This is a genomic window from Streptomyces sp. NPDC001381 (assembly GCF_042895685.1).
Lineage (GTDB): Bacteria > Actinomycetota > Actinomycetes > Streptomycetales > Streptomycetaceae > Streptomyces.
The window spans coordinates 35,972-62,155 of sequence record NZ_JBIAWO010000004.1; the positions used below are offsets into that span (position 1 = coordinate 35,972).

20 protein-coding genes and 4 tRNA genes are annotated in these 26,184 nt (G+C 70.8%); 13 read left to right on the top strand and 11 right to left on the bottom strand.

The features are described from left to right. Nucleotides 1-6 precede the first annotated feature (6 nt). The 3 genes from hrpA to ACFY2L_RS18740 all read left to right on the top strand — a co-directional run bounded on the left by hrpA (nt 7) and on the right by ACFY2L_RS18740 (nt 4,702). Nucleotides 7-3,996, top strand: a complete 3,990-nt coding sequence (gene hrpA / locus ACFY2L_RS18730; protein WP_390822845.1) for an ATP-dependent RNA helicase HrpA — start codon at nt 7-9, stop codon at nt 3,994-3,996. 94 nt (nt 3,997-4,090) lie between these two features. Beyond that, nucleotides 4,091-4,165, top strand: a tRNA-Asp gene (locus ACFY2L_RS18735). A 297-nt stretch (nt 4,166-4,462) separates the two neighbouring features. Continuing rightward, on the top strand, nt 4,463-4,702 hold the full coding sequence (locus ACFY2L_RS18740; protein WP_390822846.1) for a DUF6274 family protein: 240 nt from the start codon (nt 4,463-4,465) through the stop codon (nt 4,700-4,702). Nucleotides 4,703-5,160: 458 nt separating this feature from the next. Here ACFY2L_RS18740 and bldC read toward each other — a convergent pair whose 3' ends face one another. Together bldC and ACFY2L_RS18750 are read right to left on the bottom strand one after the other, a co-directional pair. Further along, on the bottom strand, nt 5,161-5,367 hold the full coding sequence (bldC, locus tag ACFY2L_RS18745; RefSeq protein ID WP_003949541.1) for a developmental transcriptional regulator BldC: 207 nt from the start codon (nt 5,365-5,367) through the stop codon (nt 5,161-5,163). A gap of 574 nt (nt 5,368-5,941) precedes the next feature. Next, nucleotides 5,942-6,784 carry a hypothetical protein gene (locus ACFY2L_RS18750; RefSeq protein WP_390662302.1) on the bottom strand — a complete coding sequence of 281 codons (843 nt, stop codon included), beginning with the start codon at nt 6,782-6,784 and terminating at the stop codon, nt 5,942-5,944. A gap of 244 nt (nt 6,785-7,028) precedes the next feature. Between ACFY2L_RS18750 and ACFY2L_RS18755 the strand changes: the two genes are divergently transcribed. Together ACFY2L_RS18755 and ACFY2L_RS18760 are read left to right on the top strand one after the other, a co-directional pair. Then, nucleotides 7,029-8,123, top strand: coding sequence for a Leu/Phe/Val dehydrogenase (locus tag ACFY2L_RS18755; RefSeq protein ID WP_390822847.1), 1,095 nt, complete (start codon nt 7,029-7,031; stop codon nt 8,121-8,123). 310 nt (nt 8,124-8,433) lie between these two features. Further along, nucleotides 8,434-8,685, top strand: a complete 252-nt coding sequence (locus tag ACFY2L_RS18760; protein ID WP_390662300.1) for a DUF3073 domain-containing protein — start codon at nt 8,434-8,436, stop codon at nt 8,683-8,685. Nucleotides 8,686-8,766: 81 nt separating this feature from the next. Here ACFY2L_RS18760 and purM read toward each other — a convergent pair whose 3' ends face one another. From purM to purS, 6 genes are all read right to left on the bottom strand, one after another. Then, the gene (gene purM, locus ACFY2L_RS18765) at nt 8,767-9,831 is read right to left on the bottom strand and encodes a phosphoribosylformylglycinamidine cyclo-ligase (RefSeq protein ID WP_390822848.1); all 1,065 of its coding nucleotides are present in this window, start codon (nt 9,829-9,831) and stop codon (nt 8,767-8,769) included. A 45-nt stretch (nt 9,832-9,876) separates the two neighbouring features. Next, the gene (gene purF / locus ACFY2L_RS18770; RefSeq protein ID WP_390662298.1) at nt 9,877-11,403 is read right to left on the bottom strand and encodes an amidophosphoribosyltransferase; all 1,527 of its coding nucleotides are present in this window, start codon (nt 11,401-11,403) and stop codon (nt 9,877-9,879) included. Nucleotides 11,404-11,624: 221 nt separating this feature from the next. Then, a complete protein-coding gene (locus tag ACFY2L_RS18775; RefSeq protein ID WP_390822849.1) occupies nt 11,625-12,422 on the bottom strand; it encodes a sterol carrier family protein in 798 nt (265 codons plus the stop codon). 291 nt (nt 12,423-12,713) lie between these two features. Further along, the gene (gene purL, locus ACFY2L_RS18780) at nt 12,714-14,972 is read right to left on the bottom strand and encodes a phosphoribosylformylglycinamidine synthase subunit PurL (protein WP_390822850.1); all 2,259 of its coding nucleotides are present in this window, start codon (nt 14,970-14,972) and stop codon (nt 12,714-12,716) included. Then, nucleotides 14,969-15,649, bottom strand: a complete 681-nt coding sequence (purQ, locus tag ACFY2L_RS18785) for a phosphoribosylformylglycinamidine synthase subunit PurQ (RefSeq protein WP_390662295.1) — start codon at nt 15,647-15,649, stop codon at nt 14,969-14,971. Before purQ ends, purL begins: the two co-directional genes overlap by 4 nt. Beyond that, nucleotides 15,646-15,909, bottom strand: a complete 264-nt coding sequence (purS, locus tag ACFY2L_RS18790) for a phosphoribosylformylglycinamidine synthase subunit PurS (protein ID WP_103783996.1) — start codon at nt 15,907-15,909, stop codon at nt 15,646-15,648. The genes purQ and purS overlap by 4 nt, the downstream gene beginning before the upstream one ends. A 363-nt stretch (nt 15,910-16,272) precedes the next feature. Here purS and ACFY2L_RS18795 point away from each other — a divergent pair, with 363 nt between their 5' ends. From ACFY2L_RS18795 to ACFY2L_RS18830, 8 genes are all read left to right on the top strand, one after another. Next, nucleotides 16,273-16,590: an Lsr2 family protein gene (locus ACFY2L_RS18795; RefSeq protein WP_390662294.1), complete on the top strand. Its 318-nt coding sequence runs from the start codon at nt 16,273-16,275 to the stop codon at nt 16,588-16,590. Nucleotides 16,591-16,727: 137 nt separating this feature from the next. Beyond that, a tRNA-Gly gene (locus tag ACFY2L_RS18800) sits at nt 16,728-16,799 on the top strand. Between the two features lie 80 nt (nt 16,800-16,879). Next, nucleotides 16,880-16,952 (top strand) — tRNA-Gly (locus ACFY2L_RS18805). A gap of 131 nt (nt 16,953-17,083) precedes the next feature. After that, nucleotides 17,084-18,037: an ABC transporter ATP-binding protein gene (locus ACFY2L_RS18810; protein ID WP_390822851.1), complete on the top strand. Its 954-nt coding sequence runs from the start codon at nt 17,084-17,086 to the stop codon at nt 18,035-18,037. Next, nucleotides 18,034-18,825 carry an ABC transporter permease gene (locus ACFY2L_RS18815; RefSeq protein ID WP_390662292.1) on the top strand — a complete coding sequence of 264 codons (792 nt, stop codon included), beginning with the start codon at nt 18,034-18,036 and terminating at the stop codon, nt 18,823-18,825. Before ACFY2L_RS18810 ends, ACFY2L_RS18815 begins: the two co-directional genes overlap by 4 nt. Before the next feature lie 29 nt (nt 18,826-18,854). Further along, complete coding sequence (locus ACFY2L_RS18820) at nt 18,855-20,126, top strand: sensor histidine kinase (protein WP_390662291.1); 1,272 nt, start codon at nt 18,855-18,857, stop codon at nt 20,124-20,126. Then, nucleotides 20,123-20,731, top strand: a complete 609-nt coding sequence (locus ACFY2L_RS18825; RefSeq protein ID WP_390662290.1) for a response regulator — start codon at nt 20,123-20,125, stop codon at nt 20,729-20,731. Before ACFY2L_RS18820 ends, ACFY2L_RS18825 begins: the two co-directional genes overlap by 4 nt. A 23-nt stretch (nt 20,732-20,754) precedes the next feature. After that, nucleotides 20,755-20,830, top strand: a tRNA-Gly gene (locus tag ACFY2L_RS18830). 74 nt (nt 20,831-20,904) lie between these two features. Here the strand turns inward: ACFY2L_RS18830 and ACFY2L_RS18835 are convergent. From ACFY2L_RS18835 to ACFY2L_RS18845, 3 genes are all read right to left on the bottom strand, one after another. Continuing rightward, complete coding sequence (locus ACFY2L_RS18835; RefSeq protein ID WP_390662289.1) at nt 20,905-21,804, bottom strand: phosphoribosylaminoimidazolesuccinocarboxamide synthase; 900 nt, start codon at nt 21,802-21,804, stop codon at nt 20,905-20,907. 94 nt (nt 21,805-21,898) lie between these two features. After that, nucleotides 21,899-23,404 (bottom strand): N,N-dimethylformamidase beta subunit family domain-containing protein, encoded by a 1,506-nt coding sequence (locus ACFY2L_RS18840; RefSeq protein ID WP_390822852.1) that lies wholly within the window; start codon nt 23,402-23,404, stop codon nt 21,899-21,901. Nucleotides 23,405-23,862: 458 nt separating this feature from the next. After that, on the bottom strand, nt 23,863-26,124 hold the full coding sequence (locus ACFY2L_RS18845) for a hypothetical protein (protein WP_390823188.1): 2,262 nt from the start codon (nt 26,122-26,124) through the stop codon (nt 23,863-23,865). Nucleotides 26,125-26,184 lie beyond the last annotated feature (60 nt).

Here is a 26,184-nt window from a genome sequence, read left to right on the forward strand (position 1 = left end):
CCGCGTATGTCTACGCATCCCGCCCCCGCCCTCGGCGCCCTCGCCCCCCGCCTGGCCGAGCTGTCCCTGCGCGACGCGCACCGGCTCGGGCGCAGGCTCGAAGGTGCGCGCAAGATCCGCAAGCCGGAGGCCCGTGCCGCCGTCCTCGCCGAGATCGAGGCGGAGGTCGCACAGGTCGAGGAGCGGATGGCCCTGCGGCGCGGCCGTGTGCCCGCCGTCACGTACCCCGAGCAGCTCCCGGTCAGCCAGAAGAAGGACGAGATCGCGGCCGCCATCCGTGATCACCAGGTCGTCATCGTGGCCGGTGAGACGGGCTCCGGCAAGACCACCCAGATCCCGAAGATCTGTCTGGAGCTGGGCCGGGGCGTGCGCGGCATGATCGGGCACACCCAGCCCCGCCGTATCGCCGCCCGCACCGTCGCCGAGCGAGTGGCGGAGGAGCTGCGGACGCCGCTCGGCGAGGCCGTCGGCTGGAAGGTCCGCTTCACCGACCAGGTGAACCCGGACGCCACCTTCGTGAAGCTGATGACGGACGGCATCCTGCTCGCCGAGATCCAGACGGACCGCGAGCTGCGCGCCTACGACACGATCATCATCGACGAGGCCCACGAGCGGTCCCTCAACATCGACTTCCTGCTGGGCTACCTGGCGCAGCTGCTGCCCCGCCGCCCCGACCTCAAGGTCGTCATCACCTCCGCGACGATCGACCCCGAGCGCTTCTCCCGGCACTTCGGCGACGCCCCGATCGTCGAGGTCAGCGGGCGGACGTATCCGGTCGAGGTGCGCTACCGGCCGCTTCTGGAGGAGGACGGCGAGGACTCCGACCGGGACCAGATCACCGCGATCTGCGATGCCGTCGAGGAGCTGATGGGCGAGGGGCGGGGCGACATCCTCGTCTTCCTCTCCGGCGAGCGGGAGATCCGCGACACGGCGGACGCGCTGGAGAAGAAGTACCCCCGCGCCGGAGGCGCTGATTGGCAGCGCACGGAGGTGCTTCCGCTCTACGCCCGCCTCTCCCACGCCGAGCAGCATCGCGTCTTCCAGCCGCACACCGGCCGCAGGATCGTTCTGGCGACCAACGTCGCCGAGACCTCCCTCACCGTCCCGGGCATCAAGTACGTCATCGACCCCGGCTTCGCCCGCATCAGCCGCTACAGCCACCGCACCAAGGTCCAGCGCCTGCCGATCGAGGCGATCTCGCAGGCCAGCGCCAACCAGCGCAAGGGCCGCTGCGGCCGTACCTCCGACGGCATCTGCATCCGCCTGTACTCCGAGGACGACTTCAACGCCCGCCCGGAGTTCACGGACGCGGAGATCCTCCGTACGAACCTCGCCTCCGTGATCCTCCAGATGACCGCGGCCGGCCTCGGCGACATCGAGAAGTTCCCCTTCATCGACCCGCCGGACCACCGCAACATCCGCGACGGCGTGCAGCTGCTGCAGGAGCTGGGCGCCCTCGACCCGGCCCAGAAGGACCCGCGGAAGCGGCTCACGCAGACCGGCCGCAAGCTCGCCCAGCTGCCCGTCGACCCCCGTCTGGCCCGCATGGTCCTGGAGGCCGAGAAGAACGGCTGTGTCCGCGAGGTCATGGTCATAGCCGCCGCGCTGTCCATCCAGGACCCGCGCGAGCGCCCGGCCGACAAGCAGACCCAGGCCGACCAGCAGCATGCCCGCTTCAGGGACGAGACCAGCGACTTCCTCGCCTACCTCAACCTGTGGCGGTACGTCCGCGAACAGCAGCGCGAGCGGGGCTCGTCGTCCTTCCGCCGGATGTGCAAGCAGGAGTACCTGAACTTCCTGCGCATCCGCGAGTGGCAGGACATCTACACCCAGCTGCGCACCGTCGCCAAGCAGATGGGCATCCATCCCAACGAGCAGGACGCCTCCGGCGACAGCATCCATGTCTCGCTCCTCGCCGGTCTGCTCTCGCACATCGGCATGAAGGACGTGAAGGACGGCGCGAAGAACGAGTACCTGGGCGCGCGGAGCGCCAAGTTCGCGATCTTCCCCGGCTCGGCGCTGTTCAAGAAGACGCCCCGCTTCGTCATGTCCGCCGAGCTCGTCGAGACGTCCCGTCTCTGGGCCCGGGTCAACGCGAAGATCGAGCCCGAGTGGGTCGAGCCGCTCGCCGGCCATCTCCTGAAGCGGACGTACAGCGAGCCGCACTGGGAGAAGGACATGGCGGCCGTGATGGCGTTCGAGAAGGTCACGCTGTACGGCGTACCGATCGTCGCCCAGCGGAAGGTGAACTACGGCCGGATCGACCCGGAGGTCTCCCGCGAGCTCTTCATCCGCAACGCCCTGGTGGAGGGCGACTGGCGGACGCACCACAAGTTCTTCTCGGACAACCGCAGGCTTCTCAGCGAGGTCGAGGAGCTGGAGCACCGGGCGCGGCGCCGGGACATCGTGGTCGACGACGAGACGCTGTTCGACTTCTACGACCAGCGGGTTCCGGAACACGTGGTGTCCGGGGCGCACTTCGACTCGTGGTGGAAGCGCAAGCGGCAGGAACAGCCGGACTTCCTGGACTTCGAGCGGGAGATGCTCATCCGGGAGTCGGCGGAGGCGGTCACCAAGGCCGACTATCCGGACTCGTGGCGGCAGGGGCAGCTGAAGTTCCGGGTCACCTACCAGTTCGAGCCGGGCGCGGACGCGGACGGTGTGACCGTCCACATCCCTCTCCAAGTACTCAACCAGGTCACGGACGAGGGCTTCGACTGGCAGATTCCGGGTCTCAGGGAAGAGGTCGTCACGGAGCTGATCCGCTCCCTCCCGAAGCCGATCCGCCGCCACTACGTGCCGGCGCCGAACTTCGCGAAGCGCTTCCTGGACCAGGCGGTGCCGTCGTCCTCCGGTGGCTCGACGCCGCCGCGGGAGCCCCTGACCACGGCGATGGCCCGCGACCTCAAGCGCATGGTCGGCGTTCCCTTCGAGGCGGAGGACTTCGACTGGTCGAAGATCCCCGACCATTTGAAGATCACCTTCCGGATCGTCGACGAGCGGCGCCGCAAGCTCGCCGAGGACAAGGACCTGGAGGCGCTGAAGCTGCGCCTGAAGCCGAAGGCACGCCAGGCCCTCTCCCAGGCTGCCGCGGCGACCGCCGAACGGCAGGGCGGCGAGTCCCTGGAGCGCAAGGGGCTGACGGACTGGACGATCGGCTCGCTCACCCAGGTCTTCGAGACCCGCCGCGCGGGCCAGCCGGTCAAGGCGTACCCCGCGCTGGTCGACGACGGCGACACGGTGTCGGTCCGGCTCTTCGACACCGAGGCGGAGCAGGCGGAGGCGATGTGGAAGGGCACCCGGCGGCTCATCCTGCGCAACATTCCGGTCAACCCCGCGAAGTTCGCTTCCGAAAAGCTCACGAACGCTCAGAAGCTGGCGCTGTCGGCCAATCCGCACGGCTCGATACAGGCCCTGTTCGACGACTGCGCGATGGCGGCGGCGGACAAGCTGATCGGCGACTTCGGCGGGCCTGCGTGGGACGAGGAGTCGTACCGGAAGCTGTACGACAAGGTGCGCGCGGAGATCGTCGACACGACGGTGCGCACGGTCGGGCAGGTGCAGCAGGTCCTCGCCGCCTGGCAGGCCTGTGAGCGCCGCCTGAAGTCCGTGAGCAGCCCCGCGCTGCTGGCGAACCTGACGGACGTACGCAAACAGCTGGACGCCCTCGTGAAGCCCGGCTTCGTGACGTGGGCGGGCCTGCGCCGGCTGCCCGATCTGATGCGCTATCTGGTGGCCGCCGACCGGCGTCTGCAGCAGATGCCGACGGGGGTCCAGCGGGACACCACCCGCATGGAGAAGGTCCATGAGATGCAGGACGAGTACGCCTGGCTCCTGGAGCAGCTCCCGGCGGGCCGGCCGGTGCCGCAGCAGGTCCTGGACATCCGCTGGATGATCGAGGAGCTCCGGGTCAGCTATTTCGCCCACGCGCTGGGCACGGCCTACCCGGTCTCGGACAAGCGGATCGTGAAGGCGATCGACGCCGCCGCTCCGTGACGGATCCCGCACGGAGGGTGAGTTCGACCAGGGGGCTCACCCTCCTGTACAGTCCTTCTCGCAGCACAGCGCAAGACGAAGTGCCGCGAAACCTGGTCCTGTGGAGCAGTTTGGAGTGCTCGCCACCCTGTCAAGGTGGAGGCCGCGGGTTCAAATCCCGTCAGGACCGCAGTAGAGAAGCCCGGATCTTCGGATCCGGGCTTCTTCGCGTTCCCGGCCCGGCCTTCCTGCCCCCGGCCTTCCTGCCCCCGGCCCCTGGCTTCTCGTCTCGCCGGCCTCCGCGCCTCCCCGGCCTTCCCGCCTCCCCGGCAGACTCCCGCCCCGCCGGCCTCTCCCCGCCCCTCCGCCCGGTGCGCTCGCGTTCTCCCGGTGTCCGCATCGCCACCGGCGCCCTTGACGGCGTCACTTTCCCTCGGTACCCCAGAACTCAGGGCACGTTCCCGCGTGGCCTTCCCGGAGGTGGCTCATGGCGGCAGCGGCTAGGCACGAGACGCGGGCACTGCTCCGCGCGCACCTGTCGGCCGCGTCGTCGTACGGGCACCTGACCCGCCACTGCCCCATCTGCCACCGCTTACTGCGGCTCGCCATGGACGGCGCCCCACGGGGCACCCAGGCGCCCGCCGAGACCCTGGACGACGTCCTGGAGGACGCCCTCGAGAACACCCTGGAGGACGCCCTCGAGGACGAGAGTCCCTCGACGGCCTGATCAACGGCTGCGTCGGCAGGCGGAGTTGCCCTGACCCCTCTAGCGCAGAGGAGCGGGCGGCGACAAGGCCACTGGCATGTGACGGGTGTCACCGCATAAGTTTTGGAACCGACCCTACTTACCAGTCGCCTACAACTGGTCAATTTAATATGTGCAATTGCACCACTGTGGAGGATGTCCGCAGGGATGTCCGGAGGGTGCTCCCGGGAACCCACGCACAGCCTCCCCAGACTCCGACAGGGTCGCTCACAGGGCGACCCGATACCGCCCCGCGGCCGCCCATGGGCGGCCGCAAGCGCACAAAAAAGATCGCGCTGGACCCGGCGGAGTCCAGCGCGATCGACGACGTTCCCAGGGGGCGAGGGGCCTGTTGGGGCAGGACCCACGTCGCTTGGAGCTAGGTTCCGGGCGTCCGAACAGGTTGGGGGACCTGCTGTGTTGCCCGGTTATTCAGTTGTTCAGGCCTCGCTGCGCTGCTGCGGGATACCCGCCAGCAGGGCGCGGACCTCTGCCTCGCGGTAACGGCGATGTCCGCCGAGCGTGCGGATCGACGTGAGCTTGCCGGCCTTCGCCCACCGCGTGACCGTCTTGGGGTCGACGCGGAACATGGTGGCGACCTCAGCCGGGGTCAGCAGCGGCTCAGCATCAGGGGTGCGAGCGGTCATGAGCGGCCTCCTCGGGAGAACCGAACCTTCTCGGTTCTTTCCTCTAAATTCTGCACCTTGACCCGCGTTGCCCGAAATGGCGGACGCGAGTCGAGTCGGTTATAGGACGAACGGCTTGTCCTCGGCACTACAACTACACCATCTGTCCAGCCGCGTCGGCCAAACCGATGGAATTGCCCCCCAGGTGTTCATCGGCGACGGAAGCCGATGGACCATGCCATAGCGGACAGTCACGCCACTGTGACGATCAGTCACAGTGGCGCTCAGGAGTCACCAGACCCCCCAAAGCGTGCAATGCTGAGATTCCCCCCACCATGGAACATAAGTAGGCGGATGGAGTCCTCCCCGGACTCCTTGTCCTATTTTGGCACGAGGAGGGGCAAGAGACGCAAGGGCCGCGTACGTGCGGTCCGTCACCCTTGCGACATAAGCACGTATGGGGACCTACATCCCGTCAGTTCCGTGAAGTGCGGATGACCGTACGCTGTTCGACCCATTTCGGCCGTGACGCAGGTCACTTATGAAAGCGCTGTCGCCTCTGTCACATCGTCAGTTCACAGGATGCACGATGCCGTCAGTTGGCCGAGCGCCGGTCCCGGACCGCCCGCCACCGCTCCACGAGCCGCGCGTACGCCTCGCCCGCGGCGGCCCCGTCGCCCGTCCGCAGGGCCTCGATGCCCTCGGCCACGTCCGCCGCCGAGTGGTCGTCCTCCAGATGACCGGCCGGGAGGGTGTGGACGAGGCCGCCGTAGTCCAGTTCCACCAGCGAACGCGGATGGAACTCCTCCAGCCAGCGCCCCACGTCCAGCAGCCCGTCGATCAGCGGCCCCTCGTCCATGGCCTCCCTGAGCGCGCGCAGCCCCCGGGCCACCCGGCGCCGCGCCTGCACCATCGGCGTGCGGTACCGCAGCACGGGCGCCATCTCGGCGGTCCCCTTCTCGTACACCCGCTCCTCGTCGGAGACCAGCACGAACCAGTCCATCGGCACCTGCCAGGTCGCCGAGCGGATCCAGGGACGCGCGTCGGGGTTGCGCTCCCGCCAGCGCTCGTAGTCCTTCGCCGCCTGGAGCCGTACGACCTCGGGGAGCACCGCCTCCAGGACCGGCCGGGGCAGCTCGTCGCCCAGCTCCGCCAGGGCCTGCCAGCCGCGCAGCCGGGTCCGCCACGGGCACACGTGCAGGACCCCGTCCACCTCGGCCACGAACGCCTCGCCGCTCTCGTGCACCGGCACCGCGACCGGCGGGGTGGGCAGCAGGTCGGCCAGGGAGCGGCGCAGCTCGTCCTGGTAGGAGGGGCGGTCGGGGCGGCGGGCGTAGCGCGTCCAGTGGGTGCGCTCGGGCTCGGGGAAGGCGGCCAGCGGCTCGTACACGCGCAGATACGACGCGTAGGGAACGATCACCGAGGACACCTTGGGCACGCCTGCTCCCTCCCCCGCCCACCGGCCGGGAAACCTGGTCGTCCCCGCGCCCGGCGACGCGGGAAATGCCTGCCGATCGTCGCACGCGTGTACTCCGGGAGGAGGTGATCCGGCGTTCCGGAGGAAGTGATCCCGAGCGGTACGCCTTCGGCGGGCCCCGCAGGCTCTACCCTCGTCCCACAGGCCCCGCCACCCCTTGGGCGCCTGCGTCCGAACCGCCGCCAGTTACCCAGGAGTCACCACCGTGACCGACGTAGACAACGGCGTCCTGCACACCCTGTTCCAGTCGGAGCAAGGGGGTCACGAGCAAGTCGTGCTCTGCCAGGACCGCAAGACCGGCCTCAAGGCCGTCATCGCCCTGCACTCCACCGCGCTGGGGCCCGCCCTCGGCGGAACCCGCTTCTACCCGTACGCGACCGAGGCGGAGGCCGTCGCCGACGCGCTGAACCTCGCGCGCGGGATGTCGTACAAGAACGCCATGGCCGGGCTGGACCACGGCGGCGGGAAGGCCGTGATCATCGGGAACCCCGACACGATCAAGACCGAACAGCTGCTGCTCGCCTACGGCCGCTTCGTGGCCTCGCTGGGCGGCCGGTACGTGACCGCCTGCGACGTCGGCACCTACGTCGCCGACATGGACGTGGTGGCCCGTGAGTGCCGCTGGACGACCGGCCGCTCCCCCGAGAACGGGGGCGCCGGCGACTCCTCCGTGCTGACCGCCTTCGGCGTCTACCAGGGCATGCGGGCCTCCGCCCAGCACACCTGGGGCGACCCCTCGCTGCGCGGCCGCCGGGTGGGCATCGCGGGCGTCGGCAAGGTCGGCCACCACCTGGTGGACCACCTGCGGGCCGAGGGTGCCGAGGTCGTCGTCACGGACGTCCGCGAGGACGCCGTGCGCCGCATCCTCGACCGGCACCCGCAGGGCGTGTCGGCCGTCCCCGACACCGAGACGCTGATCCGGGTGGAGGGGCTCGACATCTACGCCCCCTGCGCCCTCGGCGGAGCCCTGAACGACGACTCGGTGCCCGTGCTGACGGCGTCGGTCGTGTGCGGTGCGGCCAACAACCAGCTGGCCCACCCCGGTGTCGAGAAGGACCTCGCCGACCGCGGGATCCTCTACGCGCCGGACTACGTGGTGAACGCCGGCGGGGTCATCCAGGTCGCCGACGAACTGCACGGCTTCGACTTCGACCGGTGCAAGGCGAAGGCGTCGAAGATCTTCGACACCACGCTCGCGATCTTCGCACGTGCGAAGGAAGACGGGATTCCGCCGGCCGCGGCGGCGGACCGGATCGCGGAACAGCGGATGGACGAGGCGGCCCAGGCGCGCGGATGGTGACGTTCCGCTAGCGGTCCGCGGGAGGCGTCCCGAGGGTTTGGCCGGTACCGCCGGGTGGAAAGTTAGAGAGAACTCTCACTCTTCCCGGCGGGTCGGCCGCCAATAAGTGGTTAAAATCGCCACTGACCAGCGAGGACGGGGCGTCTCACAGGTTCTGCGCACACGCGCGTGCTACGGGCGACGTACCGTACGGGCGTGGGCTCAGGTACCGTGGGAGCCCTACGGCGGGCTCTCCGAGGAGAGACCGTTCTGGATCATGAACGCGTGTCAACCTGGGGCCAGCGAGCCCCGTCGTTGAGGGGGTCGAGCCATGGGGCGCGGCCGGGCCAAGGCCAAGCAAGCGAAGGTCGCCCGCCAGCTGAAGTACAACAGCGGCGGGACGGATCTCTCACGCCTGGCCGAAGAGCTGGGCGCATCGCCATCGAACATGCCGCCGAATGGCGAACCGTTCGAGGACGATGAGCAGGACGACGACCCGTACGCACGGTACGCCGAGCTGTACGGGGACGACGACGAGGACGACGAAGAGGACTCCTCTCACCAACACCGTCGCGGCGCTTGACCTCGCTTTGAGCACTCACCCGGTCGGTGACTTCGGTCACCGACCGGGTCTTGTGCTGTGCGCGGGGCGCGCGGCCGGCTGTCAGGCGTAGTCGCCGACCAGCTCCGCGCCCGTGGTGTGCTCGCCGCGCTCGGTGATCTCGCCGGCGACCCAGGCCTCGACACCGCGGTCGGCCAGGGTGGCCAGGGCGACGTCGGCCGACTCCTCGGGCACGATCGCGATCATGCCGACGCCCATGTTCAGCGTCTTCTCCAGCTCCAGGCGCTCGACCGAGCCGGTCCTGCCGACGAGGTCGAAGACGGGGGCCGGGGTCCAGGTGGAGCGGTCGACGATCGCGTGCAGTCCGTCGGGGATGACACGGGCCAGGTTGGCCGCGAGTCCACCGCCGGTGATGTGCGAGAAGGCGTGCACGTCGGTCGTGCGGGTGAGGGCCAGGCAGTCCAGCGAGTAGATCTTGGTGGGCTCCAGGAGCTCCTCGCCGAGCGTGCGGCCGAGTTCGTCGATCCGCGCCTCGAGGGAGAGGCCCGCCTGGTTCAGCAGGACGTGCCGGACCAGCGAGTACCCGTTCGAGTGAAGCCCGGAGGCCGCCATGGCGATCACCGCGTCACCCGTGCGGATACGATCCGCGCCGAGCAGCCGGTCGGCCTCCACGACGCCCGTACCGGCGCCGGCCACGTCGAAGTCGTCCTCACCGAGCAGGCCCGGGTGCTCGGCCGTCTCACCGCCGACCAGGGCGCAGCCGGCCAGCACACAGCCCTCGGCGATGCCCTTGACGATGGCGGCGACACGCTCGGGATGCACCTTGCCGACACAGATGTAGTCGGTCATGAACAGCGGCTCGGCACCGCACACCACGATGTCGTCCATGACCATGGCGACCAGGTCGTGGCCGATCGTGTCGTAGACGCCGAGCTGACGGGCGATGTCGACCTTCGTGCCGACGCCGTCCGTGGCGGAGGCGAGCAGGGGGCGCTCGTAGCGCTTGAGGGCGGAGGCGTCGAAGAGGCCGGCGAAACCGCCGAGGCCGCCGAGGACCTCGGGGCGCTGCGTCTTCTTCACCCACTCCTTCATCAGCTCGACGGCGCGGTCGCCCGCCTCGATGTCGACGCCCGCGGCTGCGTAGCTGGCACCAGTTGTCTCAGACATGGCTAGTGAGAACCTTCGTGTCGTACGGCAGTTGTTACGGGCCGTCTACGGGCGGCGAATGGCGTCGGCGGCGGCCGTGGCGGCCGGGCCGGCGGCCAGCTCCGTCTCCAGCAGCTGCTTGCCGAGCAGCTCGGGGTCGGGGAGCTCCATCGGGTACTCGCCGTCGAAGCAGGCGCGGCAGAGGTTCGGCTTGGCGATCGTGGTCGCCTCGATCATGCCGTCGATGGAGATGTACGCCAGGGAGTCGGCGCCGAGCGAGGTGCCGATCTCGTCGATGGTCATGCCGTTGGCGATGAGCTCCGCGCGCGTGGCGAAGTCGATGCCGAAGAAGCAGGGCCACTTGACGGGCGGGGAGGAGATCCGGATGTGGACCTCGGCGGCGCCGGCCTCGCGCAGCATCCGCACCAGCGCCCGCTGGGTGTTGCCGCGCACGATCGAGTCGTCGACGACGACCAGGCGCTTGCCCTTGATGACTTCCTTGAGCGGGTTCAGCTTCAGGCGGATGCCGAGCTGGCGGATGGTCTGCGAGGGCTGGATGAACGTACGGCCGACGTACGCGTTCTTCACGAGACCCGCGCCGAAGGGGATGCCCGAGGCCTCCGCGTAGCCGATGGCGGCCGGGGTGCCGGACTCCGGGGTCGCTATGACCAGGTCGGCCTCGACGGGGGCTTCCTTGGCGAGCCGGCGGCCCATCTCCACCCGGGAGAGGTACACGTTCCGGCCGGCGATGTCGGTGTCGGGGCGGGCCAGGTACACGTACTCGAAGACACAGCCCTTGGGCTTCGCTTCCGCGAATCGAGATGTACGGAGGCCGTTCTCGTCGATCGCCACGAACTCGCCCGGCTCGATCTCGCGGACGAAGCTGGCGCCCGTGATGTCGAGGGCGGCGGTCTCGGAGGCGACGACCCAGCCGCGCTCCAGCCGGCCGAGGACCAGCGGGCGGATGCCCTGCGGGTCGCGGCCCGCGTAGAGGGTGTGCTCGTCCATGAAGACGAGCGAGAAGGCGCCCTTGACCTGCGGGAGGATCTGGTGGGCGGCCTCCTCGATGGTCAGCGGCTTGCCGTCCTCGTCGACCTGGGCCGCGAGGAGCGCGGTGAGCAGGTCGGTGTCGTTGGTCGCCGCGACGCGCGGAGAGCGGCCTTCCTGCTTGGGCAGGTCGGCGACCATCTCGGCGAGCTGGGCGGTGTTGACGAGGTTGCCGTTGTGGCCGAGCGCGATCGAACCGTGCGCGGTGGCGCGGAACGTCGGCTGGGCGTTCTCCCACACGGAGGCGCCGGTGGTCGAGTAGCGGGCGTGTCCGACCGCGATGTGACCCTGGAGCGAACCGAGCGAGGTCTCGTCGAAGACCTGGGAGACGAGGCCCATGTCCTTGAAGACGAGGATCTGGGAGCCGTTGCTGACCGCGATTCCCGCGGATTCCTGACCCCGATGCTGGAGGGCGTAGAGCCCGAAGTATGTGAGCTTGGCGACCTCTTCACCGGGAGCCCAGACCCCGAAGACGCCGCAAGCGTCCTGGGGGCCCTTCTCGCCGGGGAGCAGATCATGACTGAGTCGACCGTCACCACGTGGCACACCACCGAGTGTAGGCGAGATCGACCACTGGTCCGAATTGGGGATACCTGCCGGTAACTGGATCTTCGTCGGCTCCACCCGCCCATGATCGACTTGTTTGTGCAGGTCAGAGGCGTTGTACGGCGATCCCGTGGGACGCGGGGCGGCCACCGGGGCGGGCCCGTGTGGTCGCGTTCCGTATGCACGAGTGAGGTGTCGCACATCATTCGGCACGCCCGGGGTCAGGACAGCAGCGGCAGGAGCGCTCCCAGGTCGGCCCGATCGCCGCTCGCGCTCACCTGCGCCGCCGCCACCGCCTCGGCCCACGTCAGCCGTCCGGTCGCCAGCCGGATCCAGGTCAGCGGGTCGGTCTCGACGACGTTCGGCGGGGTGCCACGGGTGTGCCGGGGGCCTTCGACGCACTGCACGACGGCGTACGGCGGGACGCGCACCTCGGTCGCGCCGCCGGGCGCCTTCTCCGCGAGGGCGTCCGCGAGGAGGCGGGTGGCGCAGGCGAGGGCCTGCCGGTCGAGCGGGACGGCGAGACCGGGCACGGCCGCGTTGAGGTCGTCGGTGTGGACGACGAGTTCGACGGCGCGGGTGACCAGGTAGTCGGCGAGGGGCAGCGCGCCCGCGTTGGTCTCCAGCAGGCGGCTCCCGGGGTGGGTGTCGAGCTGCTCGACGAGCCGGCGCGCGATGCCGGCGAGGTAGGCGTCCAGGTCGGGGTGCTCCTCGGCCAGCCGCCGGGTGAAGTCGTCGATGGCCGAGGAACTGGCGGCGGTCGCGAACGGCCAGTCCAGGAGCACGGCGTCCCGCTTCGGCGGCTCCGGCCGGGCGAGGGAACGCTCGATGGCGGTGAGGGCCATCCCGATGTGCGCGACGAGCTCCCGCACGGTCCACCGCCCGAGCCGCGTCGGCAGCGCGAGCTGCTCGGGGGTGAGGCCGGAGACCGCCTCCCGTACGTTCCCGAACTGGGCCAGCACCGCTGCCCGGGTCCTGGCGGGGTCGTAGGCACGTGTGCGCTTCTTGGCCGGAGGCATGGGCGTGAGACTAACCCTCCGCGCATGCGGCCGGACGCGATCAGGCCTTCCGACCGCTGCTCCCCGTGCCGGCCCGGCCTCCTCCTCGGCGCCGGGACCCGCGGCGCGGATGCGGGGCCCGGTGCGGACCGGCGGCGCCGGTGCGGGACCCCGTGCGGATCCGCGGCACCGACGCGGGACCCCGTGCAGATCTGCGGCGGGAACGGCGAAGGCCCCGGCCGGCTGGGCGGTCGGGGCCTTCGCTGTCGTACGGACACGCGCGGGGACCGGCGGGCGGTCCCTCGCCGGCGCCTACGCGAGCAGCGCCGGGATCGTCTCCTCGTGGGCCGTGCGCAGCTCCTCCAGGGAGAGCGCGAACTCACCCTGGACGTCCACGGTGTCGCCGTCGACGACACCGATGCGGGTGACCGGGAGGCCCCGGGCGCCGCACATGTCGTTGAAGCGGACCTCTTCCGAGCGCGGGACGGCGACGACGGCGCGGCCGGCCGACTCGGAGAAGAGGAAGGTGAACGCGTCGAGCCCGTCCGGTACGACCAGACGCGCGCCCTTGCCGCCGAGCAGCGCCGACTCGACGACCGCCTGGATCAGACCGCCGTCGGACAGGTCGTGCGCGGAGTCGATCATGCCGTCGCGGGAGGCGGAGATCAGGATCTCGGCGAGCAGCCGCTCGCGCTCCAGGTCGACCTTGGGCGGCAGGCCGCCGAGGTGGTCGTGGACGATCTGCGACCAGGCCGAGCCGCCGAACTCCTCACGGGTGTCGCCGAGGAGGTAGAGCAGCTGGCCCTCCTCCTGGAAGGCGACCGGCGTGCGGCGCGCGACGTCGTCGATCACGCCGAGGACGGCGACCACCGGGGTGGGGTGGATGGCCACCTCGCCCGTCTGGTTGTAGAGCGAGACGTTGCCGCCGGTCACCGGCGTGCCCAGCTGCTGACAGGCGTCGGCGAGACCGCGCACGGCCTCCGCGAACTGCCACATGACGGCCGGGTCCTCGGGCGAGCCGAAGTTCAGGCAGTCGGAGACGGCGAGCGGCTTGGCGCCGGTCGTGGCGACGTTGCGGTACGCCTCGGCGAGCGCCAGCTGGGCGCCGTGGTACGGGTCGAGCTTGGCGTACCGGCCGTTGCCGTCGGTCGCGATGGCGACACCGAGGCCGGACTCCTCGTCGATCCGGATCATCCCGGAGTCCTCGGGCTGGGCGAGGACGGTGTTGCCCTGGACGAAGTGGTCGTACTGGGACGTGATCCACTTCTTCGAGGCCTGGTTGGGCGAGCTGACGAGCTTGAGGACCTGGTCCTTCAGCTCCTCGCTGGTCCGCGGCCGCGGCAGCTTGTTCGCGTCGTCCGCCTGGAGGGCGTCCTGCCACGCGGGGCGGGCGTACGGGCGCTCGTAGACCGGGCCGTCGTGCGCGACCGTGCGCGGGTCGACGTCGACGATCTTGCCGCCGTGCCAGAAGATCTCCAGGCGGTCGCCGTCGGTCACCTCACCGATGACGGTGGCGATGACGTCCCACTTGTCGCAGATCTCCAGGAAGCGGTCGACCTTCTCCGGCTCGACGACCGCGCACATGCGCTCCTGCGACTCGCTCATGAGGATTTCCTCGGGCGAGAGCGTCGAGTCCCGCAGCGGGACGTCGTCCAGGGTGACGCGCATGCCGCCGGAGCCGTTGGAGGCCAGCTCGGACGTGGCGCAGGACAGGCCGGCCGCGCCGAGGTCCTGGATGCCGACGACCAGCTTCTCCTTGAAGGCCTCCAGGGTGCACTCGATGAGCAGCTTCTCCTGGAAGGGGTCGCCCACCTGGACGGCGGGGCGCTTCGAGGGCTTGGCGTCGTCGAAGGTCTCGGAGGCCAGGATCGACGCGCCGCCGATGCCGTCGCCGCCGGTGCGAGCCCCGTAGAGGATGACCTTGTTGCCCGCGCCGGAGGCCTTCGCGAGGTGGATGTCCTCGTGCCGCATCACGCCGATGGCACCGGCGTTGACCAGCGGGTTGCCCTGGTAGCAGGCGTCGAAGACGACCTCGCCGCCGATGTTGGGCAGGCCCAGGCAGTTGCCGTAGCCGCCGATGCCGGCGACGACGCCCGGCAGGACGCGCTTGGTGTCGGGGTGGTCGGCGGCGCCGAAGCGCAGCGGGTCGACGACCGCGACCGGGCGCGCGCCCATCGCGATGATGTCGCGGACGATGCCGCCCACGCCCGTGGCCGCGCCCTGGTAGGGCTCGACGTACGAGGGGTGGTTGTGCGACTCGACCTTGAAGGTGACCGCGTAGCCCTGGCCGACGTCCACGACACCGGCGTTCTCACCGATGCCGACGAGCAGCGCGTCGGACTGCGGGGCCTTCTCGCCGAACTGGCGCAGGTGCACCTTCGACGACTTGTACGAGCAGTGCTCGGACCACATGACGGAGTACATGGCGAGCTCGGCACCGGTCGGGCGGCGGCCGAGGATCTCCACCACCCGCTCGTACTCGTCCTTCTTCAGGCCGAGTTCGGCCCAGGGCAGCTCGACGTCGGGGGTCGCGGCCGCGTGCTCGACCGTGTCCAGAGGCGTCCGGCTCATGCGTTGACCAGCTTCTTGAGGATCGAGGTGAAGAACGGGAGACCGTCGGTGCGGCCCGACCCGATGAGGGGCTCGACGGCGTGCTCCGGGTGCGGCATGAGGCCTACGACGTTGCCGGCCTCGTTGGTGATGCCGGCGATGTCGTTGAGCGAGCCGTTGGGGTTGAAGTCGAGGTACCGGAAGGTCACACGGCCCTCCGCCTCCAGCTTGTCCAGCGTGTACCGGTCGGCGACGTACCGGCCGTCCATGTTCTTCAGCGGGATGTGGATCTCCTGGCCGGACTCGTAGTCGACGGTCCAGGCGGTGTCCGCGTTCTCCACCCGCAGCTTCTGGTCGCGGCAGATGAAGTGGAGGTGGTCGTTGCCGAGCATCCCGCCGGGGAGCAGATGGGCCTCGGTGAGGATCTGGAAGCCGTTGCAGATGCCGAGGACCGGCAGCCCGGCCTTCGCCTGCTCGATGACGGTCTCCATCACCGGCGAGAAGCGGGAGATGGCTCCGGCGCGCAGATAGTCGCCGTACGAGAAACCGCCGGGCAGAACCACCGCGTCGACCTGGTGGAGGTTCTTGTCCTTGTGCCAGAGCGCGACCGGCTCCGCGCCCGCGAGGCGGATCGCGCGCTGCGTGTCCCGGTCGTCGAGGCTGCCCGGAAAAGTGACGACGCCAATACGAGCGGTCACTTCGCGGCCTCCGCGACTTCCTCCACCTTGACGGTGAAGTCCTCGATCACGGTGTTGGCGAGGAAGGATTCCGCAAGATCGTGGATGCGGGCGAGGGCGGCCTCGTCGACCGGGCCCTCAACTTCCAGTTCGAATCGCTTTCCCTGACGTACGTCGGAGATGCCCTCGAAACCCAGACGCGGCAGTGCGCGCTGCACCGCCTGGCCCTGGGGGTCGAGGATCTCCGGCTTGAGCATGACGTCGACTACGACGCGTGCCACTGGCACTCCCGGTGGTGTGGTGCTGAGCAGGTTCCTGCAGGTGTCTCCGACAGGCACCTTCAGACTACCCGTACAAAATTTCTACGCGGGTAGAGTTGTAGGAATCTACGTGAGCGCCATCACGATCAGGTATCGGACCTGTGCCTTCACGAAAAGTTCAGGGAAAGATCCGGGGTACCTGCGTGTTCCCTATTGCCCTGGGACACGCGGGGAGATTTAGTCGGGCTTCACATTCGATTGCCGGGCACTGTACAAATGAAATGGCAATAGCCGATACTTTGCCCCATAACTGGCGGACAGTCGACATCTCCGTGACGTCTTGGCACGTCACCGCAGAGCTGTCGCACGAAGGGACCGATATTCGTGGCGCAGAAGGTCGTGGTCACTCTCTTTGACGACATCGACGGCTCGGAAGCGGCGGAAACGATCGCCTTCGGACTCGACGGCAAGTCGTACGAGATCGACCTGAATGAAGCCAATGCCAAGAAACTGCGTAAGGCGCTGGCGCCCTACGTGGAGGCCGGCCGCAAGCGGTCGAAGTCCGGCAAGGCGTACAAGCAGACGGAGGTCGCGCCCGACCCGGCGGCCGTGCGGGCCTGGGCCCAGGCCAACAAGATGGACGTGCCCGCGCGCGGACGCATCCCCAAGAAGGTCTACGAGGCGTTCGCCGAGGCGCAGTGACCCACCCCGTCCCGGCACCCCCCGGGGTCCGTCAGCGGGCCCCGGGGACAACCGACTTGCGTTACCCCCCACATCGTCGGCTAATGTCTGGGGCACGCCGCCGGGCAGGGCCGAAAAGCCCAGCTCACGGAGGCCACGCGGGTGTAGTTCAGTAGTAGAACATCCCCCTTCCAGGGGGAAGGCGCAGTGTGCGATCCCTGTCACCCGCTCTGCACCGCCGTCCGGACCACGCTTGTGGATCAGGTAGGCTGGTGCTCGCGCCGATCGGTGAAAGCCGGTCGGAGGCAATGCGGACGTAGCTCAGTTGGTAGAGCGCAACCTTGCCAAGGTTGAGGTCGCGAGTTCGAGCCTCGTCGTCCGCTCTGAATCAAGCCCCCCGGCTTCAACCGGGGGGCTTTTTCATGCGCCTGACGTCTCCCCGTCTGACATTTGTCATGGGGAGTCATGACACCTCGCACTGCCGCCGGACTCCGTCCGCGGGGAGGCTTGAGGCATGGACACGAATGGACACGTGATCGAGGTCACCGACCTCCGGCGTGTGTACGGGGGCGGGTTCGAGGCGGTCCGCGGCATCTCCTTCCACGTCGGCCGCGGTGAGATCTTCGCGCTGCTCGGTACCAACGGCGCCGGCAAGACATCGACCGTCGAACTGCTGGAGGGCCTCGCACGCCCCGACGGCGGACGCATCAGCGTCCTCGGCCACGACCCGTACACCGAGCGGGCCGCCGTCCGGCCGCGCACCGGGGTGATGCTGCAGGAAGGCGGCTTCCCTTCCGAGCTGACCGTCGCGGAGACGGCGCGGATGTGGGGCGGCTGCGTGAGCGGCGCCCGCCCCGTCGGGGAGGCGCTGACCCTGGTCGGGCTCGCCGGCCGGGCGGACGTGCGGGTCAAGCAGCTCTCGGGGGGCGAGCGGCGCCGCCTCGACCTGGCGCTCGCCCTGCTCGGCGACCCCGAGGTGCTGTTCCTCGACGAGCCGACGACCGGCCTGGACGCCGAGGGCCGCCGCGACACCTGGGACCTGGTCCGCACCCTGCGCGACTCGGGTACGACGGTGCTGCTGACCACGCACTACCTGGAAGAGGCGGAACACCTCGCCGACCGGCTGGCCATCCTGCACGAGGGGCGCATCGCGGCCGCCGGGACACCCGGTGAGGTGACCGCGGCCCAGCCGTCCCGGATCACCTTCGAGCTGCCCGAGGGGTACTTCGTCGGCGACCTGCCTCCGCTGGGCGAGCTGGGCGTGTGCGGTCACGAGGTCGACGGGCGCGTGGTCCGCCTGCGCACACGGGAGTTGCAGCGGGCGGCCACCGGGCTGCTGGTGTGGGCCGAGGGCGCGCGGGTCGAGCTGCGGGGACTGGACGTGCGGTCGGCCTCGCTGGAAGAGGCGTTCCTGGGGATAGCCCGGGACGCGTCGGAGGGTGCGGCAGCCCAGGAGGTCGCCGTATGAGTGGCAGCACGGTCAAGGGGACGACGACCACTCCGGCGAGCCGTATGGCCGCGCTCGGGCGGGCCGAGCTGACCCTGCTGGGACGCAGCAAGAGCACGCTCGTCGCGGCGGTGCTGGTGCCGCTCGCGCTGCCCTTCAGCCTCGCGTCGGTGGTCGACGACATGGAGGTGGAGGACGTCGGCCTCACCACCGGCCTGGTGCTGCTGCCCGCGGCGATCGGCTTCTCCCTGCTGTTCGGGGTGTACTCGGCGCTGGCCGCCATCTACACCGCCCGGCGCGAGGAGCTGGTCCTGAAGCGGCTGCGCACCGGGGAGTTGCGGGACGCCGAGATCCTGGGCGGCTCCGCGCTGCCGGTCCTGGCGACCGGGCTGGTGCAGTCCCTGGTGCTGGTGATCGGCTCCACGGCACTGCTGGACATCCCCCTGCCCGAGGCGCCCCATCTCGCCGTCCTGGGGCTGCTGTTGGGCCTGGTGATGTGCGCGGCGCTGGGGGCGGTCACGGCGGCCGTGACCCGCACCGTGGAGAGCGCCCAGGTGACCACCATGCCGATGGTGCTGATCTCGATGGTCGGCTCCGGGGTGACCGTCCCGCTGGAGTTCCTGCCCGACAAGGCCGCCTCGGTCTGCGAACTGCTGCCGCTGTCCCCGGTGATCACCCTGATACGCGGCGGCTGGACCGGCGATCTCTCCGCCTACGAGGCCCTGGGCGCGCTCGCCACCGCGCTGGCCTGGACCGTACTGGCGGTGTTTGCTGTAGGGCGATGGTTCCGGTGGGAGCCCCGGCGCTGACCTGCCGGGGGGACGGGGGAGACACGGGGATGCGCAGGCCAGGAGGCTGGTGGCGGCGGAAGAGCACACCGGCGAAGGTCGAGACCTACACACGGTGGTCGTTCCACTTCTTCGCGCTGGCCGAGTTCACGGCGGTGGGGCTGCCGTTCACGGGGGCGGCGCTGTGGACCGGGGCCGGGCTGTGGCTGCCGCCGATGATGCTCGTGCACTGCACGCTCTGTGCCGCGACGGCGTCGCGGGCGCTGGACTGGACACTGGGGCGGCGTCCCCAGCCGGTCCGGCTGCTGTGGGCACTCGCGGCCGTCACCGCGGGGGTCGCCGTCGTAGCGATCTGGATCGCGGAGCACGGCCCGGACCGTGAAGGCGTGGGCTCCGCCGCGGGGGTGGTGTTCGGGGTCTCCCTGATCTTCGCGGCGGGCGTCACCGCGCTCGGTGTCCGCAAACGGCACCGGGTGTTCGCCGTCGTCAACGGCTTCGCGGCGGGGGCCGGCGCCGTGGCGTTCCCCATCAGCGGGGACGGCTTCGCCACGCTCGTCGCGATGGCGTCGGTGCTGATCGGCGGCGCGTTCCTCGCCTTCACCTCCGTCTTCTCGGTCTGGCTGTTGAACGCCGTCTACGAGCTCGACGAGGCCCGTGAGACCCGTGCGCGGCTCGCCGTCGCCGAGGAGCGGCTGCGGTTCGGACGGGATCTGCACGACGTGATGGGGCGCAATCTGGCGGTCATCGCCCTCAAGAGCGAACTTGCGGTCCAGTTGGCCCGGCGCGGGCGGCCGGAGGCCGTGGAGCAGATGATCGAGGTGCAGCGGTTGGCGCAGGAGTCGCAGCGGGAGGTGCGCGAGGTCGTACGGGGGTACCGGGAGGCCGACCTGGGGGTCGAACTCGCCGGTGCGCAAGGGGTGCTGACGGCTGCGGGGATAGCCTGCGAGGTGCGGGGCGAGGCCGACGGGCTGCCCGATGAGGTGCAGTCGGCGCTCGGCTGGGTGGTGCGGGAGACGACGACGAACGTCCTGCGGCACGGGGACGCCGGGCGGTGCTCCGTGGGACTGCGGGTGACGGAGGGGCGGGTGGTGCTGACGGTGGAGAACGACGGGGCGGTGGCCGAAAGAGACGGTGGCGGCGGGTCGGGACTCGCGGGTCTGCGGGAGCGGCTGCGGCAGGTCGACGGGACGCTGGAAGCCGGGTTCGTGGGGGCGGGTGTGTTCCGGGTGGTGGCGGAGGTGCCGCTGGGCGGGAAGGGCCTGGAGAGCAAGGCCGACGACCCACCGAAGGAGACGAGTGCTGTGAGTGAGGTCACGTCATGACGGTGCGGGTGCTGCTCGCCGACGACGAGCACCTCATCCGGGGCGCGCTGGCCGCGCTGCTCTCGCTGGAGGACGACCTGGTGATCGTCGCCGAGGCGGCCACCGGGCCGGAGGCGCTGGCGATGGCGCGGGCGCACGAGCCGGACGTGGCCGTGCTGGATCTCCAGATGCCGGGCGCGGACGGTGTGAAGGTCGCCACATCCCTGCGGGCGGAGCTGCCCGGCTGCCGGGTGCTGATCGTCACCAGCCACGGCCGGCCGGGGCATCTGAAGCGGGCGCTCGCGGCGGGTGTGCGCGGGTTCGTCCCGAAGACGGTGAGCGCCCAGCGGCTCGCGGAGATCATCCGTACCGTGCACTCCGGAAACCGTTACGTCGATCCGGAGTTGGCGGCCGACGCGATCGCGGCCGGGGACTCGCCGCTGACCTCGCGGGAGGCCGAGGTGCTCGAACTCGCCGCCGACGGGGCGCCCGTCACGGAGATCGCCGAGCGGGCCGCGCTGTCACCGGGCACCGTGCGGAACTACCTGTCGTCGGCCCTCTCCAAACTCGGGGCGGAGAACCGGCACGCGGCGGTGCGTCTCGCACGCGAGCGGGGTTGGGTATAGTTGGCCTCGCGCCACGGCGCACTGCGGACGTAGCTCAGTTGGTAGAGCGCAACCTTGCCAAGGTTGAGGTCGCGAGTTCGAGCCTCGTCGTCCGCTCCAGTCGAGAACCCCGGTCCTTGTGACCGGGGTTTTCTCGTGCCCCCGGTTTCCCGGGGGCCCCACCCGTTGCTCCCTTACGACCAGCTGGTGCCGGTGAGGCGTTCGTACGCCTCGATGTACTTGGCGCGGGTCGCGTCGACGATCTGCTGGGGCAGCGGCGGCGGAGGCTGCTCGCTCTTGCGGTCCCAGCCGGACTCGGGCGAGGTGAGCCAGTCGCGGACGAACTGCTTGTCGTACGACGGCTGGGCGCGGCCCGGCTGCCACTGGTCGGCCGGCCAGAAGCGGGAGGAGTCCGGGGTGAGGACCTCGTCGGCGACCACGAGGGTGTCGCCGTCGAAGCCGAACTCGAACTTGGTGTCGGCGAGGATGATGCCCCGCTCGCGGGCGATGTCGCGGGCGCGGCCGTAGACGGCGAGGGTGGCCTGGCGCAGCTGTGCGGCGGTGTCGGCGCCGACCTGGCGGGCGACCTCCTCGTAGGAGACGTTCTCGTCGTGCTCACCGACGGCGGCCTTGGTGGCCGGGGTGAAGATCGGGGCGGGGAGTTCGCTGCCGTCGGTCAGGCCCTCGGGGAGGGCGAGGCCGCAGACCGTGCGGGACTGGTTGTACTCGACGAGGCCGGAGCCGGTGAGGTAGCCGCGGGCCACGCACTCGACCGGGACCATCTGCAGGGACTTGCAGATCAGGGTGCGGCCGGCCCAGTCGGCGGGGGCGCCGGCAGGCAGTTCCGTGCTGAGGACGTGGTGGGGGACCAGATCGGCGAGCTGGTCGAACCACCACAGGGACAGCTGGGTGAGGACCCGGCCCTTGTCGGGGATCTCGGTCGGCAGCACCCAGTCGTACGCGGACGTACGGTCGCTGGCGACCATCACGAGGTCGCCCGCCTCGTTCCGGTACAGCTCGCGCACCTTGCCGGTGTGCAGATGCACCAGGCCCGGCACCTGAAGGGGCTCGGGCTTTTCTACGAATCCGGACACGGTTCCTCCCCGTGGTTCTGTCCTAGTGGCTTGATTGTCCCGTACACCGGGATCGATCAAGGACAGAGGGTCGGGCGGGTCGGCGCGGGGTGGGTCAGCAGCGCTTGCAGATGTGGTCCAGGAGGTTGGCCGTGGCGCGCTGGATGCGGTGATCGACATGGCCGGGGCGGTCCAGGGCGGGGGACCAGGCGAAGGTGCCGGAGGCGAAGACCAGGGCGCCGGAGGGGGCGCGGTAGAGGGAGGTCTCCTGGTGGCGCAGGACGCCCTCGCTGTCGGTGTAGGGGGAGTGGGCGAGGAGGATGCGCTCCTCGTGCGGCGGGAGCGGGGTGCGCGGGAAGTAGCGGTCGGCCTCGCCCGCGACCAGGCCCTCGATGCCCTCGCCCTCATGGGCTCCGGTGGCCTCCCACAACCAGTGGTCGGCGTTGCGCACGATCAGCGGATGCGGCTCGGGGACCCGGCCCGCGTACTGGATGCCGACGAGCTGCTGCTCGGCGCGGTCGATCTCCCGCCACAGGAGGGACTTGCCGGGGCCCTTGCGTTTGCGGCAGGTCAGCAGCCGGCCGGGGACTCCGGACGGGGACGGCCCGAGCTCCACCTGCCAGTACAGGGTGTTGGCGGACAGGAAGACGAGGGAGGTGCCGCTGTCGCGGGCGAGCTCGACCGTGCGGCGCATGGCCGTCGACCAGTACTCGTCGTGGCCGGGGAAGACCAGGCCCCGGTAGCGGGTGGGGTCGATCTGGCCGGCGTGCAGGTCGCGGGCGTCGGCGTAGGCGACGTCGTAGCCGTAGCGCTCGGCCCAGCGGATGAAGTCGTAGGCGTGCCCGACGTGGAGGGGCAGGCCCGCGCCCGCGTACGGCCGGTCGAAGGAGACCGTGGTCGCGGCGTCGGCCTCGCCGAGGAGACGGCCCTTGTCGTCCCAGGCGTGGTAGAGGCTGGCGCCGGTGCGGCCGTCCTCGGGGTAGAGGTTGTAGGCCTGCCAGGTGATGTCGGGCAGGAGCAGGAGCAGGTCGGCGGGGCGGTTGTCGCGGATCGTGAAGGGCACGTGGGAGCGGTAGCCGTCGGCGGTGGTGAGGACGGCGACGTACGCCCCGACGTTCCAGTACGAGGGAACCTGGAGGCGCCAGGAGAGCCACCAGTGGTGGCAGGAGACCGTGCGGTCGGCGGTCAGGGGCGGCGGCTGGACGATGCCGGAGAGCCGGGGACTGGTGGTGATCTTGGCGGCGCCGTCGCCGTCGTAGTGGCCTATGCGGTAGATGTCGACGCTGAACTCCTGGGGCGGGTCGACCGTGATGTGGAAGTCGACGGCCTCACCGGGGGCGACCGCGCCGGTGGAGGTGAAGCCCTTGATCTGGCGGCGGACGTCGTCGGCGGAGCGGGGGACGCCGGACGCCGGTGCGCTGCGGGGGGCGGGGACCCTGGGGGCGCCCTCCTTCGCCGCGGGGGCCGGGTCGACGTACCAGGGGACGACGTGCCCGGTGTCGTCGAAGTAGGTCTCGCTGCCGCGCAGCCAGGGGACGGGGCCCTGGCCGAAAGGATCCGTCACGGCGTGGGCCAGTGCTCCCGACTCCCATCGGCGGATGTGCTCCGGTCCCGGTGCCATGGCGCTCCCCTCCCTGGTGCCCCCGTGATCGTCCGGCGGTGCGGTCTCGATGCGGTCGCGCTGCGCGCCGTGCGGACGCGCTGGTCCTCTGTGTGCCTGTCCTATGTCGCACGCCCATGCCATGGGCGCGATCCGGTCCCAGCACATCACATAACGCGCGCAGACAGTCACTATTCGTTGTGAATTGGCCGAAAGTGGAACCAGTGGGTCCGTTCCGGGCGGGTCAGCTTGGGCGGGGGGCCGGTCGGGGGGCCGGTGGGGACTCGGGTGTGGCTGGGGTGGGGCTCGGGTGTGGCTGGGAGTCGGCGGGGTGGGGTCCCGGGTGGGCCCGGGGTGCGGTCCCGGGACAGGGTCCCGACGAGGCCCGGGTGGGCCCGGAGTACGGTCCCACGAGGCCCGGGCGGGCCCAGGCTGGGCCGGGGTGGCCGTTCGGGCGGCGGTTCGGGCGGCGGTTCGGGTCAGCCCAGCCGTACCGGTTTCTCCGGGCGTATGCCCAGCTCCACCAGCCAGGCACGCAACGGGGCCGCGTCGCCGTCCTCGACGAGGCTGAGGACACGGGGCGCGAGGTCGGGCACGCGCTCGCCGCCGAGGAGGAGGGTGGGGCCGTCGAGCCAGTCGAGCCCGGGCGTCGCACCGACGGTGTCCATCGCGGCGCAGCAGACCATCGCCGTGACGTGATCGGCGAGCAGTTCGCGGTCGGTGCGCGGGGGCTGGAGCGGGAAGAGCGGGAGGGCGCCGTCCTCCCAGAGGGGTCCGTCGGGGCCGCCCTGTCCCCCGCTGGGTGCGGGCGGCGTCGCCGCCACCGCCTCCTCCCGCGCCACCTCCGTCCCCAGCCGCGCGGCAAGCGCCTTGCTTCGGGGATTGGGGGCGGGAAGCCCGTCCTCGTCGTCGCCGTCGTCGGGCAGGAAGGGGGTTGCGGGGTGCACCTGGGACGTCGGCGGCGTCGCGGGCTGCGGGGGTGAGTCGGCGGCGTGCGGGGTGTCCAACGGGTCGGCCGTGTCCGGGAGGTGGGACGGGTCCGGGAGGTGGGACGGGTCCGGGAGGTGGGACGGGTCCGGGAGGTGGGACGGGTCCGGTTGTCGGTCCGGGGCTTGCGGGTGGGCCGAGGGGGCCGGGGTGCCTGCCGGGCTCGGAAGGTCGGCGGAGGCCGCTCGGTCCGAGAGGCTCGTCGCCTCCGTCGAGCAAGCTGGGTCCGGCGGGCCGGGGGTGCCCGTCGGGGTGACGCGGTCCGGCAGGCTCGGGGAGTCTGTCGAGGCCGCTCGGTCCCCGAGAGGCGTGAGGTCCGCCGAGCCACGGCCGTCCGCAGAGGGCGTGGCCGGCGCCGGACCGGAACCCTCCGTGAGAGAGGTGATGGTCGTCGGGTCGGTGTCGTCCAGGAAGGGCGTGAGGGCCGTGGGGCCGGGGTCGTCCGTGAGGGGGGTGATCGTCTTCGGGGTGGAGGCGTCCGTGAGGTGGTCCAGTACGCGGGCCAGGGTGGGGCCGACCGGATGGTGGGGTGTGGGGTCGGGGGCGGGGCGGACGCCCAGGGAGTCCAGGACCCGGTGGAGGCGGGCCGCGTCGGTGCGCCATTTGCGGTCCACGACCTCGTCCGGGTACTCGTGCCAGCCCACCGGGGACCAGTCGGGACCGGACTCCGCGGGGCCGCCGTGGAAGAGGCGGGCGGCGAGCAGGGAGGCGGCCTCGTCGACGACGCCGGGCTCTTCGAGCAGGTCACAGGCGGGACGCTCACCTAGGCGGGAGGCGAAGCCCTCGGCCAGGCGGTCCCGGCGGGACAGTTCCGTCAGCGCGGCCACGACGCCGGCGTCCAGCCGGGACGGCCAGCGGCCCATCCGCCAGGCCGGCAGCGCGACCCGGGTCAGCAGCCGGTCCCAGCCCGCGTACGCCAGGCCGACCTGCTCCTGGGCGACGATCCGCAGGCCGTAGTCCACAGCCTGTGCGCGCTCGGCGGCCGCGGCGGCCACACCCCGTTCCATCTCGGCGGCGTGCGCCTGGCAGCCGCGCAGCATCAGCCGGGTGACCCAGCCGATGCCCACGCAGACCAGGCGGACGCCGGGACAGCGGCCCCGGTCGGCGGAGACGGCCACCGCGGCGTCCAGCCCTCGCACGAAACGCCGGGCCGCAGCTATGTCGGGGTGCGCCGAAGGACCCGTACCGGCGACGACCGGGGCGAGGACGGCGCGCAGCTCGCCGACGCGCATCCACCACAGGAACGGGGAGCCGATCACGAGGACGGGCGCGGTCGCCGTACGGCGGTGGAGGTGCCGGCCGGAACCCGCGCCGGCTATCTCGTCCCGCGCCCGGGGCGCGGGCGGGCCGTGCGCCGGATGGGTGCGGTCCTCCAGCCAGCTGTCGCAGTCCGGCGTGAGCGCTATGGCGGAGGGTGCCGGGACGTCGAGGCGGTCGGCGAGGTCGCGCACCAGCCGGTACAGGTCGGGGGCCGCATCCTCGGCGATCGCGACGGTGGGGCTGACGGCGGGGCGGGCGCGGGCGACGACCAGGCCCACGACAGCGGCGGCGAGCAGCACGACGAGCGCGACCACGGAGACCACCCAGCGGGCGGTGTCCCAGCCGGGGCCCACGAAGTGCCCCGTGGAACCGCCGACGAGCAGGATCACGGCGGCGGCCACGGGCAGCAGTGCGACGGCGAGCGCCCGGCTGCGGATGCGCAGCACGGCCAGCGCCCGGGCCCTCGCGGCCTGCGCGCCCGCCTCCACACCCATACCGGTCACGACCGGAACTCACCCCCTCACCGTCTCGCGGTCCTCGCCTGCCTGCTCTTG

What these genes read in the sequence shown, in the direction of transcription:
- hrpA (WP_390822845.1), top strand. Translation starts at nt 7, where the DNA reads ATGTCTACGCATCCCGCCCCCGCCCTCGGCGCCCTCGCCCCCCGCCTG.
- ACFY2L_RS18740 (WP_390822846.1), top strand. Translation starts at nt 4,463, where the DNA reads ATGGCGGCAGCGGCTAGGCACGAGACGCGGGCACTGCTCCGCGCGCAC.
- bldC (WP_003949541.1), bottom strand. Translation starts at nt 5,367, where the DNA reads ATGACCGCTCGCACCCCTGATGCTGAGCCGCTGCTGACCCCGGCTGAG.
- ACFY2L_RS18760 (WP_390662300.1), top strand. Translation starts at nt 8,434, where the DNA reads ATGGGGCGCGGCCGGGCCAAGGCCAAGCAAGCGAAGGTCGCCCGCCAG.
- purM (WP_390822848.1), bottom strand. Translation starts at nt 9,831, where the DNA reads ATGTCTGAGACAACTGGTGCCAGCTACGCAGCCGCGGGCGTCGACATC.
- ACFY2L_RS18775 (WP_390822849.1), bottom strand. Translation starts at nt 12,422, where the DNA reads ATGCCTCCGGCCAAGAAGCGCACACGTGCCTACGACCCCGCCAGGACC.
- purL (WP_390822850.1), bottom strand. Translation starts at nt 14,972, where the DNA reads ATGAGCCGGACGCCTCTGGACACGGTCGAGCACGCGGCCGCGACCCCC.
- ACFY2L_RS18810 (WP_390822851.1), top strand. Translation starts at nt 17,084, where the DNA reads ATGGACACGAATGGACACGTGATCGAGGTCACCGACCTCCGGCGTGTG.
- ACFY2L_RS18815 (WP_390662292.1), top strand. Translation starts at nt 18,034, where the DNA reads ATGAGTGGCAGCACGGTCAAGGGGACGACGACCACTCCGGCGAGCCGT.
- ACFY2L_RS18820 (WP_390662291.1), top strand. Translation starts at nt 18,855, where the DNA reads ATGCGCAGGCCAGGAGGCTGGTGGCGGCGGAAGAGCACACCGGCGAAG.
- ACFY2L_RS18825 (WP_390662290.1), top strand. Translation starts at nt 20,123, where the DNA reads ATGACGGTGCGGGTGCTGCTCGCCGACGACGAGCACCTCATCCGGGGC.
- ACFY2L_RS18840 (WP_390822852.1), bottom strand. Translation starts at nt 23,404, where the DNA reads ATGGCACCGGGACCGGAGCACATCCGCCGATGGGAGTCGGGAGCACTG.
- ACFY2L_RS18845 (WP_390823188.1), bottom strand. Translation starts at nt 26,124, where the DNA reads ATGGGTGTGGAGGCGGGCGCGCAGGCCGCGAGGGCCCGGGCGCTGGCC.